At 64.3% G+C, this 19,815-nt stretch carries 18 protein-coding genes; 10 read left to right on the forward strand and 8 right to left on the reverse strand.

Annotated elements, in window-relative coordinates:
• Nucleotides 1–219: 219 nt before the first annotated feature.
• From G4G71_RS02945 to G4G71_RS02955, 3 genes are all read left to right on the forward strand, one after another.
• Nucleotides 220–537, forward strand: coding sequence for a hypothetical protein (locus G4G71_RS02945; RefSeq protein WP_169935338.1), 318 nt, complete (start codon nucleotides 220–222; stop codon nucleotides 535–537).
• A 174-nt stretch (nucleotides 538–711) separates the two neighbouring features.
• Nucleotides 712–873 carry a DUF1328 domain-containing protein gene (locus G4G71_RS02950; protein ID WP_017518828.1) on the forward strand — a complete coding sequence of 54 codons (162 nt, stop codon included), beginning with the start codon at nucleotides 712–714 and terminating at the stop codon, nucleotides 871–873.
• Between the two features lie 40 nt (nucleotides 874–913).
• Nucleotides 914–1,384: an inhibitor of vertebrate lysozyme family protein gene (locus tag G4G71_RS02955; RefSeq protein ID WP_054907599.1), complete on the forward strand. Its 471-nt coding sequence runs from the start codon at nucleotides 914–916 to the stop codon at nucleotides 1,382–1,384.
• 189 nt (nucleotides 1,385–1,573) lie between these two features.
• Here the strand turns inward: G4G71_RS02955 and G4G71_RS02960 are convergent, their stop codons facing one another.
• Nucleotides 1,574–2,233 carry a DUF3313 domain-containing protein gene (locus G4G71_RS02960; protein WP_169935339.1) on the reverse strand — a complete coding sequence of 220 codons (660 nt, stop codon included), beginning with the start codon at nucleotides 2,231–2,233 and terminating at the stop codon, nucleotides 1,574–1,576.
• 665 nt (nucleotides 2,234–2,898) lie between these two features.
• Between G4G71_RS02960 and gltP the strand changes: the two genes are divergently transcribed.
• On the forward strand, nucleotides 2,899–4,248 hold the full coding sequence (gltP, locus tag G4G71_RS02965) for a glutamate/aspartate:proton symporter GltP (protein WP_169935340.1): 1,350 nt from the start codon (nucleotides 2,899–2,901) through the stop codon (nucleotides 4,246–4,248).
• 108 nt (nucleotides 4,249–4,356) lie between these two features.
• Entirely contained in the window at nucleotides 4,357–5,586 is a 1,230-nt protein-coding gene (locus tag G4G71_RS02970) for a nucleoside recognition domain-containing protein (protein WP_169935341.1), read from the forward strand.
• Here the strand turns inward: G4G71_RS02970 and G4G71_RS02975 are convergent.
• Complete coding sequence (locus tag G4G71_RS02975; RefSeq protein WP_240964872.1) at nucleotides 5,568–6,218, reverse strand: S1C family serine protease; 651 nt, start codon at nucleotides 6,216–6,218, stop codon at nucleotides 5,568–5,570. The two genes, G4G71_RS02970 and G4G71_RS02975, sit on opposite strands and share 19 nt — an antisense overlap.
• 431 nt (nucleotides 6,219–6,649) lie before the next feature.
• Here G4G71_RS02975 and tcuC point away from each other — a divergent pair, with 431 nt between their 5' ends.
• A complete protein-coding gene (gene tcuC / locus G4G71_RS02980; RefSeq protein ID WP_169935342.1) occupies nucleotides 6,650–7,939 on the forward strand; it encodes an MFS transporter in 1,290 nt (429 codons plus the stop codon).
• 124 nt (nucleotides 7,940–8,063) lie between these two features.
• Complete coding sequence (locus G4G71_RS02985) at nucleotides 8,064–8,615, forward strand: GNAT family N-acetyltransferase (RefSeq protein ID WP_054907604.1); 552 nt, start codon at nucleotides 8,064–8,066, stop codon at nucleotides 8,613–8,615.
• A gap of 23 nt (nucleotides 8,616–8,638) precedes the next feature.
• On the opposite strand, the gene G4G71_RS02990 is transcribed toward G4G71_RS02985, so the two are convergent.
• Nucleotides 8,639–10,012, reverse strand: coding sequence for a M16 family metallopeptidase (locus G4G71_RS02990; protein WP_169935343.1), 1,374 nt, complete (start codon nucleotides 10,010–10,012; stop codon nucleotides 8,639–8,641).
• Nucleotides 10,013–10,218: 206 nt separating this feature from the next.
• Here G4G71_RS02990 and G4G71_RS02995 point away from each other — a divergent pair, with 206 nt between their 5' ends.
• Nucleotides 10,219–11,175 carry an NAD-dependent epimerase/dehydratase family protein gene (locus tag G4G71_RS02995; RefSeq protein WP_169935344.1) on the forward strand — a complete coding sequence of 319 codons (957 nt, stop codon included), beginning with the start codon at nucleotides 10,219–10,221 and terminating at the stop codon, nucleotides 11,173–11,175.
• Between the two features lie 70 nt (nucleotides 11,176–11,245).
• Here the strand turns inward: G4G71_RS02995 and G4G71_RS03000 are convergent, their stop codons facing one another.
• Both G4G71_RS03000 and G4G71_RS03005 read right to left on the reverse strand, forming a co-directional pair.
• Nucleotides 11,246–12,280 carry an AraC family transcriptional regulator gene (locus tag G4G71_RS03000; protein WP_169935345.1) on the reverse strand — a complete coding sequence of 345 codons (1,035 nt, stop codon included), beginning with the start codon at nucleotides 12,278–12,280 and terminating at the stop codon, nucleotides 11,246–11,248.
• A gap of 96 nt (nucleotides 12,281–12,376) precedes the next feature.
• Nucleotides 12,377–14,101, reverse strand: a complete 1,725-nt coding sequence (locus G4G71_RS03005; protein ID WP_169935346.1) for a Na/Pi cotransporter family protein — start codon at nucleotides 14,099–14,101, stop codon at nucleotides 12,377–12,379.
• 355 nt (nucleotides 14,102–14,456) lie between these two features.
• Here G4G71_RS03005 and G4G71_RS03010 point away from each other — a divergent pair, with 355 nt between their 5' ends.
• Both G4G71_RS03010 and G4G71_RS03015 read left to right on the forward strand, forming a co-directional pair.
• A complete protein-coding gene (locus G4G71_RS03010) occupies nucleotides 14,457–15,764 on the forward strand; it encodes a PQQ-dependent sugar dehydrogenase (protein WP_169935347.1) in 1,308 nt (435 codons plus the stop codon).
• A gap of 17 nt (nucleotides 15,765–15,781) precedes the next feature.
• Nucleotides 15,782–16,255 carry an LEA/WHy family protein gene (locus tag G4G71_RS03015; RefSeq protein ID WP_045213830.1) on the forward strand — a complete coding sequence of 158 codons (474 nt, stop codon included), beginning with the start codon at nucleotides 15,782–15,784 and terminating at the stop codon, nucleotides 16,253–16,255.
• A gap of 86 nt (nucleotides 16,256–16,341) precedes the next feature.
• Here G4G71_RS03015 and G4G71_RS03020 read toward each other — a convergent pair whose 3' ends face one another.
• The 3 genes from G4G71_RS03020 to G4G71_RS03030 form a co-directional block, all read right to left on the reverse strand.
• Complete coding sequence (locus tag G4G71_RS03020) at nucleotides 16,342–17,103, reverse strand: TerC family protein (RefSeq protein WP_169935348.1); 762 nt, start codon at nucleotides 17,101–17,103, stop codon at nucleotides 16,342–16,344.
• Nucleotides 17,104–17,135: 32 nt separating this feature from the next.
• Nucleotides 17,136–18,440, reverse strand: coding sequence for a CitMHS family transporter (locus tag G4G71_RS03025; RefSeq protein ID WP_054907612.1), 1,305 nt, complete (start codon nucleotides 18,438–18,440; stop codon nucleotides 17,136–17,138).
• Between the two features lie 389 nt (nucleotides 18,441–18,829).
• Complete coding sequence (locus tag G4G71_RS03030; RefSeq protein ID WP_169935349.1) at nucleotides 18,830–19,792, reverse strand: AEC family transporter; 963 nt, start codon at nucleotides 19,790–19,792, stop codon at nucleotides 18,830–18,832.
• Nucleotides 19,793–19,815 lie beyond the last annotated feature (23 nt).

A 19,815-nucleotide genomic window follows, 5' to 3' on the forward strand; every position in this document is an offset into this window, starting at 1 on the left:
TCCTCCCCCATCGTGCAGGATGCAGCTCAAAGGGACTTTAGTACTAGATTCAACTTATTGATTTATAAGGTAAAAATAGAAAATCCAAGACTGGCACGCGGCGTGCAATTTCTCTGATAAGCCAGTCAACAAACCACCCGCGGCGGCGAGAGCGAATAGTCCGAGAGAAAACGGACCGAAGCTCGAACAAGAAGACCGGAGGCGGGCAGGAGAAACGGGATGAACAGTGGAATGAACAGCCAGGTGCAAGTCGCACGAATCGATGTCTGGAGCCGGATCTTCTTCGCCGGTGCCCTTGTGCTGCTGCTGATCAATCAGGTTCAGCTGCAGATGCAGGTCTCCCGCACCCAGGCTGCCAGCACTACGGCCGCTTACGTCCCGACCACCTCCAGCACGCCTGGCCTGTACCGCGAAGCTTCGCGTTATCCACAGGCCGCCCCAGCTCGCAACCAGGCTCAGGTGCTGCCAGCCCCGCAGGCGCAGACCCAGGCACAGGTCCAGCCGATGGCGCGACCGCAGGGCGGCTGGGTGTTCTGACCGAATTCATGAATCGCCGGCGGGCCGAGGGCCTGCCCGATATGTCCGCAGTGCCCGGAAGTGCCCGGGCGGACAAAGCCTCCCGGAGGCTGCCTTGCGAATACTCCGCGGGCTTTCACTGGAGCAGGCACCCGGAGCGGGTGCCGAACCGACAACGAGAAGAGGAGAGACCCCATGCTTAGCTGGGCACTGACATTCCTGATCATCGCCATCATCGCCGCCGTACTGGGCTTTGGTGGTATCGCAGGCGCAGCCACCAGTATCGCCAAGATCCTGTTCGTGATTTTCCTGGTGCTGTTCATCGTGTCGTTCTTCATGGGTCGTCGTCGAGGTTGATGCCCACGGACCAGGCTGAAGACGAGCAAGGAGCTTACCGATGAGTTTTACCCGCAGCCTCCTGCTGTCCCTTCTGCTTGCCGGCGCCGGGGCGAATGCCCTGGCCGCCGAGGCGGACAAGGACGCGCAGTACCGCCTCAACGAGCTGATCGCCACTGACGAGCAGTACCGTGAAACCTGGCAATCGGTGGTCAAGGACGAGAGCCGCCTGCCGGACTGGGTGATGAACCTCAGCGGCACCGCCACGCCGATGCAGGCGGTGGACGAGCAGGGTGACAAGTATCTGGTGGGGCAGCTGTGCGAGCAGCACAACTGCGCCGCCGAACGGTTGTACGTGGCCTTCACCTGGGACAAGGACAAGGCCTACGCGCTGTACGTGAAGGTTCCCGAGAACCTTCCGGCGGACAAGTCGCCGAGCAAGCACGCCAGTTTCCGCTGGCTCGGCGAGCCGGACGACTCGGTGAAACGGATCCTCGACGACCAGCTCAAGAGCGATCCCAACTGGTATTGATGCACCGATTTCGAATACCGCGTCGCCATTAAGGCGTACGCATGGCCAGGGGGCCGGGACGTTCGGGATGCGCCATGTCTTGAGCGACCCAGGGGTACAGGGAGTACCTCCGCGTCAGCGGGCTGGGTCAGGCAAGGCGTACGGAACCGGGGCGACGCGCTCGCACCGGTTCCGGGGCGCCATCACAGGTCAGGGCTTGAAGTTGGCCGCGTCGCGCGCCCAGCCATCGAGCACCGGCTTCAGGTCGTCGAGGGTGAGGTGGGTGCTGGAGTTCTCCAGCGTCTTGCCTGCACCCTTGCGCACTACCTTGGCGACCGGCTTGCTGGTCGCGCCATCCAATGCCTCGAATTCCACGAAAACCTCGGTGTCCTGGTCACGCGTGCCGATGGCGGTCGAAGTAGCCGCTACCACCAGAGCGATCGGGATGACTTCATAGGCGTGCAGGCCTTCGTTCGATACGTCCACACCGCTGATCGCGGTGCGCAGCACCAGCGTGTCGCGGTCAGCCTGCTGGACGATGCGGTAGCGGCTGCCCAACTGCAGTTCGACCTGCTTCTTCAGGTAGTCGGGAATTTGGTTGAGGGTTGTCTGATCGAGGTTTTCGGTCGGCTTGGGCGGCGGGTAGTAGACCGGCCGCTCGACCAGCACCGAGCTGTAGTTCGCGAGCTTCAGGTTCGGGTCGACCCAGCGCAACACCGGCTGGCCACTGGGCGAAGTGGCGGGCTTGAGTTGCGAGTAGTCGCCGAGGAAGCCCGAGTACTGCGAGGCGTCCGGTTTCTGGCTGGAACAGCCGGCCAGCGCAAGGGCGCCGGCGAAAAGCAGGGTGGGTACTACAGAGCGTCGCGTCATGGAGCGTCCTTATTCAGAGTGTCACCGCGTTGTGTTTTCACCACATCGAACAACCCATTGCTTATCCGGCTGTCGCGGCGGCAGGGTATCCGCACCCTTGCTCGAACCCGCTCGAACTTCACTGATGTCGGTCAATTCGGACTCAGGCAGATTCGTCCTACAATGCCTCGCCGATTCCCGTCGGCCGAATCGACGGCCCTCCGGCATCTCAATAATGAAGAGCGGAATCCGACACTTATCCACAGTGCCTGCTTTCCCGCCAGCCTCGCAGTCGAAGGGCCCTTTTCCTCGCCCTCGGCCATCCATGACGGTCCCCTGGCGGCGACCGTACATCCGGTAACAAGAATCCGCCCGTGAGCGCGCGCGGACTTCTCATCCGAACAATCCGGGCCATTGATGGCCAATCAGCAGCAAGCCTAGACGGCTTTGCAGAGCGCTGCGTGACAGGCATCGAGGAACCTGGGTCATGCAGAAAATCAAGGGTCTTACGACCTGGAACCAAGGTTTCAGATGCCTTTTCCTATGCCGATTGTGCATGGGGTAGGCGTTTCCGGCATTAGACGGGAAAGGGGTGGGTCGGAATCATGCGCCCCTTTTTTCGCTGGCCGTCGGCATCCCGATGGTTCGGCGACCCCGACTTCCACAAGAATCAAGGGTGACTCACTATGGGCAAAGCCAAGCTCAGCCTCGCCTGGCAGATCCTCATCGGCCTGGTACTCGGAATTGCACTGGGCGCCGCGCTCAACCATTTCAGCGCGGAAAAGGCCTGGTGGATCAGCAACATCCTCCAGCCGGCGGGCGATATCTTCATCCGCCTGATCAAGATGATCGTCGTTCCGATCGTCATCTCCTCGCTCATCGTCGGCATCGCCGGCATGGGTGATGCGAAGAAACTCGGCCGCATCGGCCTGAAGACCATCATCTACTTCGAGATCATCACCACGGTCGCCATCGTGGTCGGCCTGCTGCTGGCGAACATCTTCCAGCCCGGCGCCGGCATCGACATGAGCACCCTGGGTACTGTGGATATCTCCCAGTACGCGCAGACCGCCAAGGAAGTCGAGCACCCCCACGCGTTCATCGAGACCATCCTCAACCTGATCCCGTCGAACATCTTCGCGGCCATGGCCCGCGGCGAGATGCTGCCGATCATCTTCTTCTCGGTGATGTTCGGCCTGGGCCTGTCTTCGCTGCCGGCGCCGACCCGCGAGCCCCTGGTGAAGATGTTCCAGGGCGTGGCCGAGGCCATGTTCCGCGTCACCCACATGATCATGCGCTACGCCCCCATCGGCGTGTTCGCGCTGATCGCCGTGACGGTGGCCAACTTCGGCTTCGCCTCGCTGCTGCCGCTGGCCAAGCTGGTGGTGCTGGTGTACTTCGCCATCGCCTTCTTCGCCTTCATGGTGCTGGGCCTGGCCGCACGCCTGTTCGGCTTCTCCATCATCAAGCTGATGCGCATCTTCAAGGATGAACTGGTCCTGGCCTACTCCACCGCCAGCTCCGAGACCGTGCTGCCGCGCATCATCGAGAAGATGGAAGCCTACGGCGCGCCGAAAGCGGTCAGCAGCTTCGTGGTGCCCACCGGCTACTCGTTCAACCTCGATGGCTCGACCCTGTACCAGAGCATCGCGGCGATCTTCATCGCCCAGCTCTACGGCATCGACCTGTCCATCGGCCAGCAGTTGATGCTGGTGCTGACCCTGATGGTCACCTCAAAGGGCATCGCCGGCGTGCCGGGCGTTTCCTTTGTGGTGCTGCTGGCGACCCTGGGCAGCGTGGGCATTCCGCTGGAAGGTCTGGCCTTCATCGCCGGCGTCGACCGCATCATGGACATGGCGCGCACCGCGCTGAACGTGATCGGCAACGCCCTGGCCGTGCTGGTCATCTCCAAGTGGGAAGGCGTGTACGACGCGCAGAAAGGCGCCCGTTACTGGCAGGCCATGCAGAACGGTCGCGTTGAAGCCTTCCTCGAAGGCGAGAGCGCGGACGGCAAGGAAAGCCCCGCCGCTCACTGACCCGCAAGGGTTATCCACAAGGCCCCGGCAGCGTCCGGGGCCTTGTCGTTTCTGGCGTCGGTGGGGTCCGTGCCGCTATCATCCGGGCCATTCCAAGGGGGACGATCCATGCTCAACGGCCTGTGGCTGAGCTTTTTCATTGTGGCGGCTGTCACCGCGCTTTCCCGCTGGCTGCTGGGCGGCGAAGCCACCGTCTTCGCCGCCATGGTGGAAAGCCTGTTCGCCATGGCCAAGTTGTCGGTGGAAGTCATGGTGCTGCTGTTCGGCACCCTGACCCTGTGGCTGGGCTTCCTGCGCATCGCCGAAAAGGCCGGGCTGGTGGAAAAGCTCGCGGTCGTCCTTGGCCCCCTGTTCCGCCGCCTGATGCCGGAAGTGCCTGCCGGTCACCCGGCCATCGGCCTGATCACCCTGAACTTCGCCGCCAACGGCCTGGGCCTGGACAACGCCGCCACGCCGATCGGCCTGAAGGCCATGAAGGCGCTGCAGGAACTCAACCCCAGCAGCACCACTGCGAGTAATGCGCAGATCCTCTTCCTGGTGCTCAACGCTTCCTCCCTGACGTTGCTGCCGGTGACCATCTTCATGTACCGCGCCCAGCAGGGCGCGGTGGATCCGACCCTGGTGTTCCTGCCGATCCTCCTGGCGACCAGCGCCTCCACGCTGGTTGGTCTGCTCAGCGTCGCCGTGATGCAGCGCCTGCGTCTGTGGGATCCGGTCGTGCTGGCCTACCTGATTCCCGGTGCGCTGGCGCTGGGTGCCTTCATGGCCTTGCTCGCCGGGCTGTCCGCCACAACGCTGGCGCAACTGTCCTCGCTGCTGGGCAACCTGACGCTGTTCGGCATCATCATGTTGTTCCTCGTCGTCGGCTGGCTGAAGAAGGTGCCGGTGTACGAAACCTTCGTCGAAGGCGCGAAGGAAGGCTTCGATGTCGCCAAGAGCCTGCTGCCGTACCTGGTGGCGATGCTCTGCGCCGTTGGCGTGTTGCGCGCCTCAGGTGCGCTGGAGATGGCACTGGACGGCATTCGCTGGGTGGTCGAAGGCGTGGGCTGGGACACCCGCTTCGTCGATGCGCTGCCTACCGCGCTGGTCAAGCCGTTCTCCGGCAGCGCCGCGCGGGCGATGCTGCTGGAGACCATGCAATCCCACGGCGTGGACAGCTTCCCGGCCCTGGTAGCCGCCACCGTGCAGGGCAGCACCGAGACCACCTTCTATGTGCTGGCCGTGTACTTCGGTGCCGTTGGCATTCAGCGTGCGCGCCATGCCGTGGGTTGCGCGCTGCTGGCAGACCTCGCCGGCGTGCTGGCGTCCATCAGCGTCTGCTACTGGTTCTTCGCCTGAAGCTGGCGGGTCGCCCCGCGCTTCGTCTGCTCCTGAAACAGCAGCCATTCGCGCTGGATCACCTGGTAGGGGACGAAGACACTGAGCCGCTCCATTCCGGCCAGTTCCGGTCGGTTCGCCGGCGGCGTCCAGCCGGCACGGAAGCCGATGTTGATCCCGAGCACGCTGCCATCTCCGGCCAGCAGCGGGCCGCCGGACATGCCCTTGGCCATCGCGGCATCGTGCACGCCGTAGCGCTCGGTACTTCGCGAACCGGAGTTGACGAATGGAACCGGCCAGACCCGACCCTGGGAGCTCACAGGGATCATCAGCGTGCTGCTGCCGATGGCGGTCACCCTTTCACCCGGGCGGAAATCCCGCCAGTGCGGAACTTCACCCACTGCCTTGTGGGCGATGAACAGCAGGTCGCAACCTGTGCTGCAGCGGTACGCCTGATTCATCAGATAAGGGGTGTGGGCCGCGGTTACCGCGTAGTCGGCGTTCCACTGCACCGCGGAAGCAACCAGCAGGCCGGGCAGTGGCGGGCCTGACAGGACCTGGAAGTAGCGCTCGGTCAGGCGACTGTCGGTTTCCGGCGATACCCAGCCATTGCATCCTGTCAATGTCAGGATAAGTAGGAAACTCCATTTCATATCACTAGCCTTTTCCGTTTAATTTGTGGGAAAAGTTAATGATTATTGAAGGAAAGTTCCTATATAAAATTAGGATTTATTACTCAGTAAAATAGCTTGTTAATAATCTTATATGGCGAAAGTTTCCTAGGAAGTTTCTGAAGGAAGTTGATGGGAAGTTTCAGGTAGCAACTTGGGCGTCGAAGAAACCCGGATAGTTGATTTTCCTTATCAAGACCATGATGGTTTTTGCCGACGAACAGCATCGAAGCTTTCGCGAAGCTTTCAAACCCATGTAATTCACACCTTTCAGCCATTTTTCGATTGTCTGATGTCGGTCATTACACATAGGGTTACAAATACGTCGACCCTCCACTGCCCCGATCCACCCGGATGGCGACTGTCGATTTCCTTCGTGGAAATTCCCGTGTGTCAGCCTGAGTGATGTCCCCATGGCCTCGAACAATTCCAAAGCCAAAGCCGTCTTCCGCGTGGTGAGTGGCAACTTCCTCGAGATGTACGACTTCATGGTGTATGGCTTCTATGCCACCGCCATTGCCAAGACCTTCTTCCCCGGCGACGACCCCTTCGCCTCCCTGATGCTGTCGCTGGCGACCTTCGGCGCCGGCTTCCTGATGCGTCCGCTCGGCGCCATCTTCCTTGGCGCGTACATCGACCGTCACGGCCGTCGCCAGGGCCTGATCATCACCCTGGGCCTGATGGCCATGGGCACCCTGCTGATCGCCTTCGTTCCGGGCTACGCCACCCTGGGTGTCGCGGCACCCTTGCTGGTGCTGTTCGGCCGGTTGCTGCAGGGCTTCTCCGCCGGCGTGGAGCTGGGCGGCGTGTCGGTCTACCTCGCGGAAATCGCCACCCCGGGCAAGCGCGGCTTCTTCGTCAGTTGGCAATCGGCCAGCCAACAGGTCGCCGTGGTGTTTGCCGGCCTGCTGGGCGTGATCCTCAACCACTGGCTGAGCCCGCAGGACATGGGCGAGTGGGGCTGGCGCGTGCCCTTCTTCATCGGCTGCCTGATCGTCCCGGCGCTGTTCATCATCCGTCGCTCGCTGGAGGAAACCCCGGAGTTCCAGCAGCGCAAGCATCGCCCGACCCTGGGCCAGGTGCTGCGCTCCATCGGCCAGAACTTCGGCCTGGTGCTGGCCGGCACCGCCATGGTGGTGATGACCACGGTGTCCTTCTACCTGATCACCGCGTACACCCCGACCTTCGGCAGGAACGAGCTGCACCTGTCGGACTTCGACAGCCTGCTGGTGACCATGTGCGTGGGCCTGTCCAACTTCATCTGGCTGCCGGTGATGGGGGCGGTGTCCGATCGCATCGGTCGCAAGCCGCTGCTGCTGGCCGCCACTGTGCTGGCGCTGGTGACCGCCTACCCGATGTTGTCCTGGCTGGTGGCCGAGCCCAGCTTCGCTCGCCTGCTGGAGGTGGAGCTGTGGCTGTCCTTCCTCTATGGCAGCTACAACGGTGCGATGGTCGTCGCACTCACCGAGATCATGCCGGCGGACGTGCGCACCACCGGCTTCTCCCTGGCCTACAGCCTGGCGACCGCGACCTTCGGCGGCTTCACCCCGGCGGTCTGCACCTGGCTTATCCACACCCTCGACAACAAGGCTGCTCCGGGAATCTGGCTCAGTGGCGCGGCGGCCCTGGGCCTGCTCGCCACCCTGGTGCTGTTCCGCAAGGGCGCCCGTGCGCGGGAAGGGGCGCTGGCCGCTGGGGCCTGAGACGCTCTGCGACGTTCTGCCCCAGCGCGGTTTCGGGCGGCATTGACTCAGGTCAGGCTTGCCCGGACCGCGCAGGAGAAGGATAGGGTCAACCCAATCCCTCTTCTCCAGCGGAGAACGCGTCATGATCACCCACCCCACCGCCGAGCTCGCAGCCCTCGGGGCTGTTGGCGCCGATCATTGGATAGAAACCCTCGAAGACGGCAGCCATGTGCTGATCCGCCCGTTGCGCGCGGAAGATCGCGAGCGCGAGCGCCTGTTCCTCGAGCGCCTGTCCCCCATGACCCGCAAATTCCGCTTCCACGGCGAAGTGAAGATCGACGACAGACTGCTCGATCGCCTGATGGACGTGGACTACCAGACCACCATGGCTTTCATCGCCCTGACCCATGTGGACGGTGAACTGCGCGAAGTCGGCATCAGCCGTTACGCGGCTGTGGATAACCAGCAGTGCGAATGCGCGGTGACCATCGCCGACGAGTTCAAGCAACTGGGTCTTGGCCTTGCACTGATGCGCCACCTGATCGACGTGGCCAAGCGCAATGGCTTCCACCAGATGTACTCGATCGACTCGTCCATGGACCGCGACATGCGTGACATGGCCCGCGAGCTGGGCTTCCGCGCTCAGGTCGACCCGGACGATTCCTGCCAGGTCATCCGCCGCCTCGCCCTCTGAGGCTCATCCGGCCCGGCGGGCAATCAGCCCCGCCGGCGCCAGAGCGCCAGCCCGACCAGGACCGCCAACAGCAGCGCGCCCAGCGCTGAAAGTGGATAGACCATATCGTCGTCCAGCAGCGGTTTCTCGATACGCAGATAACCCTCGTCCTTGAACAGCTGCTGCGCCACGTCGTTGGCTTGCTTGAGGCTGACCCTTGCCAGGCGCTTGTCCTCGTCGGGGAACTTGCCGTCGTCGAAATCCGCCAGGGCACCCCAGTAGTAATCCGCCAGCGTCGAGTTGCCCGGTGTGCTCCAGGCCAGTTGCGCGCGCGCCACGCGCTGGATGCGGGCAAAGCGCTGCGGGTCGAGGCCGTCATGGCGGATCTTGTCCACCAGGTCCTTCAGGGCCTGCTGGGTCACCTTCTCCTGGTCGCGCTCGACATCGGCGTTCAGGCTCATGAAGCCCTGGTTGGCCCAGGCGGTGCGTTCGCTCCAGGGGCCATAGGAGAGCTCCCGGCGTACACGCAGCTCGGTGTAGAGCGCATCGTTGAGGTAGGCCTGCAGCAGGTCCAGCGTGGCGCCGTCGGCTTCCGCCGGCTCGGGGAATATCCAGTGCAGTACGGCGCTTTCGCCGAACAGCCCGGTGGTCAGGCTGCGCTGGCGCTCGGCCCCCTTCTTCATCTGCGGCAGGTCGCGGCGCTCCGGGGTGTCGTGATCGACCAGGGCGCCGTAGGTGCGGCCCAGGTAGACCGGCAGGCGCGGGTCGAGGTCGCCGACGATGATCAGGGTCATGTTGCTGGGGACGTACCAGTCCTTGCGCAGCTGCTCCAGCTGGGCCTGGGTCAGGTTATCCACAGGCGCGCGCTCGTCGCACGACAGCCCCAGTTCCACGGCCAGCTGTTCCTGGCCGGCGCGGCTGACGTTCTGGTGGTCCAGCCAGCGCTGCAGATGCGAATAATGGCCGCCGTCCTCGCGCACCAGCACCTGTTTGGCGGAGTCGATCCTGCGCTGGTCGAGCTGGGTGCGGGTGATGATTTCCAGCAGCAGGTCCAGCACCTGGCGCTGGGTGGCGGCGGGGGATTCGACGACGAAAGCGGTGTCGCCCTCGCTGGTGTAGGCGTTCCACTGGCCGCCCAGGGCCTGCATGCGCGCTTCCAGGTCGGCCTCGTCGCCGCCATCCAGGCCACTGAAGAACAGGTGCTCCATCAGGTGCGGTAGCTGCCGGTCGCGGCAACTGAAATCACTGAAGCCGACGCCGACGATCAGGCGGATCGACACGTGGCCCTTCTCGCGGGTGGGCTTGAACAGCACGCCCATGCCGTTCTCCAGCTGATAGGCCTCGACCGTCTGTCGCTGGTCGGCAAGGGACCAAGTGTTGAGCAGCAGGGACAGCAGGGGGACGAACAACCAACGCATGAGCGGTGAGCCTGGACGCAAAGCCGTGAGGATAGCGGATTGACCGGCTCGAACCCACCGCGTTCAACCTTTGTCGGGTGGCATCTTTGGTCATGGGGCTGGCTTGTGCGGTCACTGTCGGTGCTGGCGCAGTGGAACTACGCTGCAAGCACGCACCCCTTCAATAGCCCAAAGTTCGCCGCGTACCCGAGCGATCTGGAGGTTTCATGCGCGTATTGATCACCGGCGCCGCTGGCTTTCTGGGGCAGAGCCTGCTCAATGAGCTGGCCGTGCAGCACCTGGATTGGACGCTGATCGCCGGAGACGTCAGGCGCATCAATACCCAGGGCCTGCGCCCCAACATCGAGCCGGTTGCACTGGACCTGGGGGTGGCTGCGCAGGTGAATGCCTGCATAGAACAATGGCGGCCGGACGCCATCGTCCATCTCGCCGCCGTGGTCAACCCGCCGCGGGAAATGACCTCGCAGAAGCTGCATGCCATCGAAGTCGGCGGTACTCGCGCGCTGATCGAGGCGGCGCGGCAGAACGGCGTGCAGCAGCTGATAGTCACCAGCTCCGGCGTCGCTTATGGCTTTCACCGCGACAACGCCGAGTGGATCGACGAATCCCATCCGCTGCGCGGACACCCGCACCTGCTCCATGCGCGCTGCAAGCAGGAGATCGAACAGCTGCTGGCCGACGCGCGGAAACGTTATCCACAGCTCAAGCAGTTGATCCTGCGTCCCGGCACCATCCTCGGCCGACGTGTGCATAACCCGCTGAGCGAACTCTTTGCCCGGCCCACCATGGTGGGAGTGCTGGGGCACCGCAGCCGCTTCGTGTTCATCTGGGACCAGGATGTCGTCAACGTGATCCGCCAGGGACTGGAACGCGGCAGCGAGGGCATCTACAACCTCGCCGGCGATGGCGCGTTGTCCTTGCGCGAAATCGCCGGCCTGCTCAACAAACCCTATCGGTCCATGCCTGCAGGCCTGATGCGCATGGGGCTGGGGCTGCTCAAGCCGCTGGGTTTGTCGCGCTTCGGTCCGGAACAGGTGGACTACCTGCGCTATCGGCCAGTGCTGGACAATCGCCGGTTGAAGGAAGAGTTCGGCTACGAGCCGCGCTATTCCAGCCGCGAGGCCTTCCTGGCCTATCTCGCCGCGCGGGGACCGAACGGCTGAATCTCAGGCTGTGGATATCCTGTAGGCAAGTCTGTTGAAAAGCTTCCTGGTCGTTACTTGCCGAGGCCGGCTAACTGCCTGACTGCCGCCTGCGCTGGCGGTACTCGCCCGGTGTCAGTCCCGTCCAGTGACGGAAGGCACGGAAGAACACGCTGGGTTCGGAATAGCCGAGCAGGGCGGCGATATCCGTGGCCGGCAGGTTGCCTTCGCCCAGGTAGCGTTCCGCCAGCTGCCGGCGGGTGTCGGCGAGAAGCTGTTGATAACTGCTGCCTTCCTCCGCCAGCCGGCGCTGCAGCGTGCGCTCGCTCAGGCCCAGCTCGCTGGCAACCGAAGCGCGGCCTGGCTCGCCGCGGGCCAGTTGCTCACCCAGCAGGGCGACGACACGGCCGCTGATGCTGGCGCTGGGCAGCCGGGCGAGCAGGCCTTCGGCGTGCTGGCGAAGCAGATCGCGCAGCGGCGGATTGGCCTGGGGCAGCGGAGCGTCGATGAGTGCCCTGGGCAGTCCCATGGCGTAGTCAGGGGCATCAAACTGCAGAGGGCAGCCGAAGGCCTTCTCATATTCTTCGAGATTCTCCGGCTGGCTGTGCATGAAGCGGCAGCCGGCCAGTTGCAGGCCGCTGAGCAGGGCGCGCAGCTGGCGCGCCCAGAACCCCAGCAGCGCCAGGGCGCGGGCTCGGGTCGCTGGCGGCTCGGGGCGCAGCGGGCGATAGGTCACCCAGATGATCTCGGCTTGCGCCTCAATGGCTACCTGGCCGCCTTCGCCTACCAGGCGCTGGTAGCGCATGGCCGACTCGAGGGCGTCACCCAGCGTGGTGCTCGACTGCAGCAGATAGCCCAGCGCGCTGAAGGAGGCCGGCGACAGGGCGCGGCCCATCGCCAGGCCTGGCTCGTCGTGCTTCAAGTCGGTCTGGATCACCTGCCACATGCGCTCCTGCAGCGCGAAGTCGATGCGCGCATCCGGATCGCTGAGCTGGGATTCCTGAATGCCGCTGGCAGCGAGCAGCACATCGCGGTTCATACCGAGACGCACGGCCGCCAGCAGAATGGCCTGGGTCAGGCTGGCGCTGACCGAGGGAGGGCGTTGGGATTGAGTGCATGCTTCCATGGCGGCGGATTCTGCCCGAACCCTGGGCGTCGTGATATCAGGACTTTGTAGGGGCTGGCGAACGTTCCGACGAAGCGCTCGCCCTGTCCCTGGCCGTCAACCCGTCGCGCTGGAGCCGGGCGGAGCCGGCCGCTGCTGATCCTGTACCGCTTCGACTTCGCGTTCAACGAAGTCATCGTCTTCCCCAAGTTCAGTGATTGCCGAACTGCTGGCATCCGGGTTGTCCAGAACAGCATAGGCGATGGCGCAGAACAGCGAGTTCAAGCGCTTCATGTCGCTGATCAGGTCCAGGTGCAGCGAGCTGGTCTCGATGCTCTGTACCACCTGCTGGCGCAGGCGATCGACATGCGAGTGGGCGAAGCGCCGTTCCTGCAGGCGGAAGCGCTGCTTGGCGCGACGCAGGCGCTTGGCGCCTTCCTGGTCACCATTGAGGAACACCGACAGGGACAGGCGCAGGTTGGCCACCAACTGACCGTGCAGCACGGTGATCTCCTCCAGGCCGTTGTCGGAGAAGGAGCGGCTGCGCGAGGTCTTCTTGTCCTGCACGGCGCCGAGCATGTGCTCGATGATGTCGCCCGCCTGCTCGAGGTTGATCGCCAGTTCGATGATCTCCGCCCAGCGACGGCTGTCGGCTTCGCTCAGGTCTTCGCGGGGCATGCGCGCCAGGTACAGCTTGATCGCGGTGTAGAGGGCGTCGACGTCGTCATCCTGCTTGCGGATCTCCTTGCCCAGCAGCGGGTCGCCGCTGTGGATAACCTGCATCAGGTTGTTCAGCATCTGCTCGACGATATCGCCCATGCGCAGGGTTTCGCGCACCGCATTGACCAGCGCCAGGCTCGGTGTGTCCAGTGCGCCGGGGTCGAGGTGGCGCGGGCGCACGATATCTTCCGGCGAATGGCGGTCGGGCATGATGCGCGTACAGAAGGCTGCCATCTGCCCGGTCAGCGGCAGGCAGGCGAGGCAGCGGGTGGTGTTGTAGAGCACGTGGAAGGCGATCACCAGTTCGGCGGTGCTGAACTGCCAGTGGTCGATCCAGTCGGCCAGCGGGCCTACCAGCGGCAGCACCAGGGCGCAGCCGACGACCTTGAACAGCAGGCTGCCCAGTGCCACGCGGCGGCCGGCGGCGTTCTGCGAGGAGGCACTGATCATCGCCAGGATTCCGCTGCCCAGGTTGGCGCCGATCACCAGGCACAGCGCCACTTTCAGCGAGATCACCTTGGAGGCGGCCAGCGTCGCGGTAAGCAGCACGGCCGCCAGGCTGGAATAGGAAATCATCGCGAACAGCGCGCCAGTGAGCGCATCCAGCATCACGTCGCCGGTGAGGCTGGAGAACAGCACCTTGACACCCTTGGCCTGGGTCATGGGTTCTGCCGCGGCGACAATCAGTTGCAGCGCCAGGACGATCAGCCCGAGGCCGATGAATACCCGGCCCAGTTGGCCGAGGCGCGACTTCTGGCGGCCGAGGAAGAAGATCACCCCGAAGAAGATCAGCAGCGGCGACAGCCACGACAGATCGAGGGTCAGTACCCGCGCCATCAGCGCCGTGCCGACGTCGGCGCCGAGCATGATCGCCAGCGCTGGCGCCAGGGCCATCAGCCCGGTGGCGACGAAGGAGGTCGCCAGCAGCGCCGTGGCGTTGCTGCTCTGCACCAGCGCGGTGACACCGATGCCGGCGGCGAAGGCCAGCGGGCGCTTTTCTACGCTGCGGCTGAGGATTTTTCGCAGATTACTGCCGTAGACCCTGAGGATGCCGGTGCGGACTATGTGAGTGCCCCACACCAACAGGGCGACGGCAGAGAGCAGATCGAGCAGTTTGAGCATGTCGGGCCCCCTTGCACGCAAATGGGCCCGCGGGCGGAGCGTCCGTCGACGGACCCTGTAACGACCTCGCCCGCGGCTCCGTACAGACAGCGCGGAGGGCCGAGAAGGACACGGCAGCATTCAGGCGATTGTCACAAGACTGTCATGGTAGACCCTCGTTCTTCCCTGAGGGTTCGCCAAATCTCTGATTTGCCGGGATTCCTGTCTGTCAGTAAAGCCGATCAAACACGGGTGCGAGAGGCTTTGCATCGGTTATTTCGCACGGATCGGCGGGCGGATATGTCTAGACTGCCTAACCATTTGCTGACAGAAGTGCTCATCGACATGGATGCGCCACAGGCCGAGGAGAAGTTGCATGCGTAGGTCGTTCCCCCTCCTGATCGCACTGGCGGTGGCCGGTTGCGGCGACAAGTCGGCGCTGCCGTTCAACGCCGGCACCGGACCTCAACCGCAATTGCCCGAACCCCAGAGCAGCGTGCTGCCCACCGTCAATATCGCCACCGCCACCGGCTGGCCCGCCGGGCAGATGCCCCGTGCTGCCGAAGGCCTGGAGGTGCAGCGCTTCGCCGACAAGCTCGAACACCCGCGTTGGCTTTACGTGCTGCCCAACGGCGATGTGCTGGTGGCGGAAAGCTCGGCACCGCCCAAGGAAGAATCCGGCGGATTGAAGGACTGGGTCGCCGGCAAGGTCATGGCCAAGGCCGGGGCCTCGGTACCCAGCGCCAACCGCATCACCCTGCTGCGCGACGCCGATGGCGACGGTGTGCCGGAACAGCGCAGCGTGCTGCTGGAAGGCCTGTTCTCGCCCTTCGGCATGGCGCTTGTGGATAACTGGTTGTATGTCGCCAACGCCGACGCCGTTGTGCGCTTCCCGTACAAGACCGGTGAGACGACGATCAGCGCACCGGCGGAAAAGGTCGTCGACCTGCCGGGCGGGCCGATCAACCACCACTGGACCAAGAATATCCTCGCCAGCCCCGACGGCCGCTACCTGTACGCCACTGTGGGTTCCAACAGCAACGTCGGCGAGAACGGGCTGGACGCGGAGAGGAACCGCGCGGCGATCCTGCAGATCGACCTCTCCAACCGTAACGTGCGGGTATTCGCCTCCGGCCTGCGCAACCCCAACGGGCTGGGCTGGGAGCCCAACACCGGCGCCCTGTGGACAGCCGTGAACGAGCGCGACGAACTGGGCAACGACCTGGTGCCCGACTACATGACCTCGGTGAAGGAAGGCGGCTTCTACGGCTGGCCCTGGAGCTATTTCGGCCAGCATGTGGATAAACGCGTCGAACCGCCGCGCCCGGACATGGTGCAGAAGGCCCTGGTGCCCGACTACGCCCTGGGTTCGCACACCGCATCCCTCGGCCTTGCCTTCTATCAGGGCAGCCTGCTGCCGGAGCGCTATCGTGGCGGCGTGTTCATCGGCCAGCACGGCTCGTGGAACCGCAAGCCGCGCAGCGGTTACCAGGTGGTGTTCATCCCCTTCGGCAGCGGCAAGCCCAACGGCCAGCCGGTGACGGTGCTGGACGGTTTCGTCAACGACAAGGAAGAAGCCATGGGCCGTCCTGTCGGTGTCGCTGTGGATAAGTTTGGCGGCGTGCTGGTGGCCGATGATGTGGGCAACACCGTGTGGCGGCTGCGCCCGGCTACCCTGAAGTGAATCGACGAGGAGAGAGCATGGCGATTGCCCGGCGTATTGCCCTGATGACCTTGCTGCTGGCGCTGGGCGCCTGCAGCAGCCTGTTTGGCACGCGCGACCCGCTGAACATCGATCTGGTTGGCCTGGAGCCGGCGACCGGGCAGGGCATGGAGGCGCGTTTCACGGTCAAGCTGCGGGTACAGAACCCCAACGACCAGGCCATCGACTACAACGGCATCGCCCTGGACCTGTCGGTGAATGGCCAGCCGCTGGCCAGTGGGGTGAGCGACGCCAGCGGGCAGGTGCCGCGCTTTGGCGAAGCAGTGATCAGCGTGCCGGTGAGCATCTCGGCCTTCTCCGCCTTCCGCCAGGCCTGGGGCCTGTCCGGCGGGCCACCGCGCCAGGGCATGCCCTACGAGATCAACGGCAAGCTGGCGGGTGGTCTGTTCGGCACGGTGCGCTTCAACGACAAGGGCGTGCTGAACTGGCCGGAGCCGGTCGCACGTCCGTGAAATCGATCTGCTGTGAATAAAAAGCCGGGCTGTGGAAAGCCCGGCTTTTGGTTTTCCACAGTGCGCCTGTGGATAGCTTTTGTGGGCTATTGGCCGGGAATATCCTTGCGCAGCTTCACCGGGTCCGCGTCCTTCTTTCCGCGCGCGGTGCGCATGCGGATGTTCAGCGCTTCCACCGCCAGCGAGAAGGCCATGGCGAAGTAGACGTAGCCCTTGGGCACGTGGACTTCGAAGGCTTCGGCGATCAGCACGGTGCCGACCACGATGAGGAAGGACAGCGCGAGCATCTTCAGCGACGGGTGCTTGTCGATGAAGTCGCTGATGGCGCCCGCCGCCAGCATCATTACCAGCACCGCGACCACAATGGCGGCGACCATCACCGGCACGTTGGAAACCATGCCCACGGCGGTGATCACCGAGTCCAGCGAGAACACGATGTCGATGATGGCGATCTGGATGATGGTGCCGATGAAGCCGCCCATCACGCTCTTGGGTTCGCCCTCGATTTCATCCTCACCCTCCAGGCCGTGGAAGATTTCGCTGCTGCTTTTCCACAGCAGGAACAGGCCGCCGAAGAACAGGATCAGGTCGCGCCCGGAAATGCCCTGGCCGAACACGTGGAACAGGTCGGCGGTCAGGCGCATCACCCAGGTGATCGAGAGCAGCAGCAGGATGCGCGTGACCATCGCCAGCGCCAGCCCGAAGAAGCGCGTGCGCGGCTGCATGTGCTTGGGCATGCGGCCGACCAGGATGGAGATCATGATGATGTTGTCGATGCCCAGGACGATCTCCAGGGCAGTCAGGGTGAAGAACGCAATCCAGATTTCAGGGCTGGTCAGCCATTCCATTGTCGCGGTACTCGAAGTCGGTCGTTGATCGGTCAGTCATTGAAGAGCGGGAACAGGCCCAGCAGCAGCGCGGCGGCGAGGATCGCCAGGCACACCAGCACGGCCCATTTGAGGGTGAAGCGCTGATGGTCGCCGAAGTCGATCTTGGCCAGCCCGACCAGCAGGTAGGTCGAGGGCACCAGCGGGCTGAGCAGGTGCACCGGCTGGCCCACGATGGAGGCGCGGGCCATTTCCACCGGCGTGATGCCGTACTGCGCGGCGGCCTGGGAGAGTACCGGGAGCACGCCGTAGTAGAAAGCGTCATTGGACATGAAGAAGGTGAACGGCATGCTCACCAGCGCCGTGATGGTCGCCAGGTACGGCCCCAGCGCCGGCGGGATCACCGCCAGCAGGCTCTTGGACATGGCTTCGACCATGCCCGTTCCGGAAAGGATCCCGGTGAATACGCCCGCGGCGAAAATCAGCGAGACCACCGCGAGGACGTTCTCGGCGTGGGCGCCGATGCGCTTCTTCTGCTCCAGGATGCAGGGGTAGTTGACGATCATCGCGATCCCGAAGGCGATCATGAACAGCACCGGCATCGGCAGCAGGCCGGCGATCAGGGTGCCCATCAGCACGACGGTGAGCACGGCGTTGAACCACAGCAGCTTCGGCCGACGCGCCTCGGGGTACTGCGACACGCTCACGTCCGCCATCGCTTCGTGGTCGGTCGGCAGGTGCAACTCGCCCAGGCGGGCGCGCTCGCGTTTGCCGTAGACCCAGGCGAGGGCGAAGATCGCCGCGATGCCGGCGAGCATGGCCGGGATCATCGGCACGAAGATGTCCGCCGGATCGACATGTAGCGCGCTGGCCGCGCGGGCAGTGGGCCCGCCCCAGGGCGTCATGTTCAGCACGCCGCTGGAGAGCATGATCAGGCAGGCCATCAGCAGCGGGCTCATGCCCAGGCGGCTGTACAGCGGCAGCACGGCGGCCACGCAGATCATGTAGGTGGTCGAGCCGTCGCCATCCAGCGAGACGATCATCGCCAGCGCGGCGGTGCCCATCGACACCTTCAACGGGTCGCCTTTCACCAGCTTGAGGATGCGCCTTACCGCCGGGTCGAACAGGCCGGAGTCGATCATGATGGCGAAGTAGAGGATGGCGAACATCAGCATCACGCCGGTTGGCGCCAGCGTACGGATGCCGTCCAGCATCATCGGCCCCAGGCCCTTGGCGAAGCCGCCGAGCAGGGCGAAGGCGATCGGGACCAGGATCAGCGCGATCAGCGCCGAGAGCCGCTTGGTCATGATCAGGAACATAAAGGTCGCCACCATGGCGAAGGCGAGGAAAGTCAGCATGGGGATAACTCCGTCTCGGCGCTGGGGGTCAGCAGCGGCTGTGGATAAGCACGAGTGGCACGGACGGAGTGGTAGCGGGGACGGACAGGAAACGGGGCATGAGCGATCACCGATTGTTGTTTTTGTACGCTGCGCGAACGCAGGTCCGGCCGGGACGACCGAGGCGGCGATGCTAGGGGGTCAAGCTTTCAGCAGGCTTTCGCAGGAATTTCCACTGATCTGACGATTCTTGCAGGAGGGCCATGCCCGCGAGCGCGCCTGTGGGGCGCTCCTCAGGACGCTACAGCGTCTTGCCGTACGTAGGAGCGGACTTTGTCCGCGATAGGTCCGCAACGCGCCGGAAGCCATGGCGGACGGAGTCCGCTCCTACGCGTAGCCTTTCTTCGGACTTATGCCTGGATCGCTCCCATGACCAGCAGCAGGCTGGCGCCCGCCAGCAACGTCTGCAGGGTAATGATCCCCGCCATCAGCCCGCTTTCGCCGCCCAACTGGCGGGTCAGTACGTACGCTGTCGGGGCTGTGGGTAAGGCGAAGAACATCACCAGCAGCGCGCTCTCCAGCGGCGGCAGCGCCAGCAGGCGAGCGATGGCGAAGGCCAGCAAGGGCATGGCCAGCAGGCGGATCGCGCAGTTCCAGCCCAGCGCCGATACTTCCGCACGCAGCTCCTGGGGCTGCAGCGCTGCCCCCACGCAGAGCAGGCCCAGCGGCAGGCTTGCTACGGCCAGCAGGTTGAACAGCCGGTCCGTGCCGCCCGGCAGGCCGATGCCGCTCACATTCAGCAACGCGCCCAGCACGCAGGCGAGGATCAGCGGATTCCTGACGATCGGCAGCAGTAGCGAACGCAGGCTGATGCCGCGTTCGGCGGTCAGCGCCCAGACCGACATCACGTTCACCGTCGGCACCATCAAAGCCAGCATCAGCGCGGCCAGGGTCAGGCCCGGTTTGCCATAAAGACTGCCCACTGCGGCGAGCCCCAGGTAGGTGTTGAAGCGCAGCACGCCTTGGGCGATGGCGCCGAAGCGCGCGGCGTTCCAGCCGCGCAGGCGCTTGGCGATCAACAGGGCGATCCAGGCGATGCCCAGGCCCAGCACCACCGCCAGCGCCTGGCGGGCAAGGCCGGGGTCGTCCAGCGGCGCGCTGGCCAGGCTGCTGGCCAGCAATGCGGGGAACAGGATGAAGTAGTTGAGCCGCTCCGCCGCCGGCCAGAAAGCTTCGCCGGGGAAACCTTTGCGGCGCAGCACGAAGCCGCCGACGATCAGCGCGAACAATGGCCACAGGGCCTGGAACAGAGCGGTCACGGCAACCCCGCGATGGTGGTGGGAGCGGGCATCTTGCCGAGGGCGAGTGGGCAAGGGCAAGGCGTGTGGATAAGTTC

Origin of the sequence: Pseudomonas multiresinivorans, from assembly GCF_012971725.1 — a bacterium.
Classification (GTDB): domain Bacteria; phylum Pseudomonadota; class Gammaproteobacteria; order Pseudomonadales; family Pseudomonadaceae; genus Pseudomonas; species Pseudomonas multiresinivorans.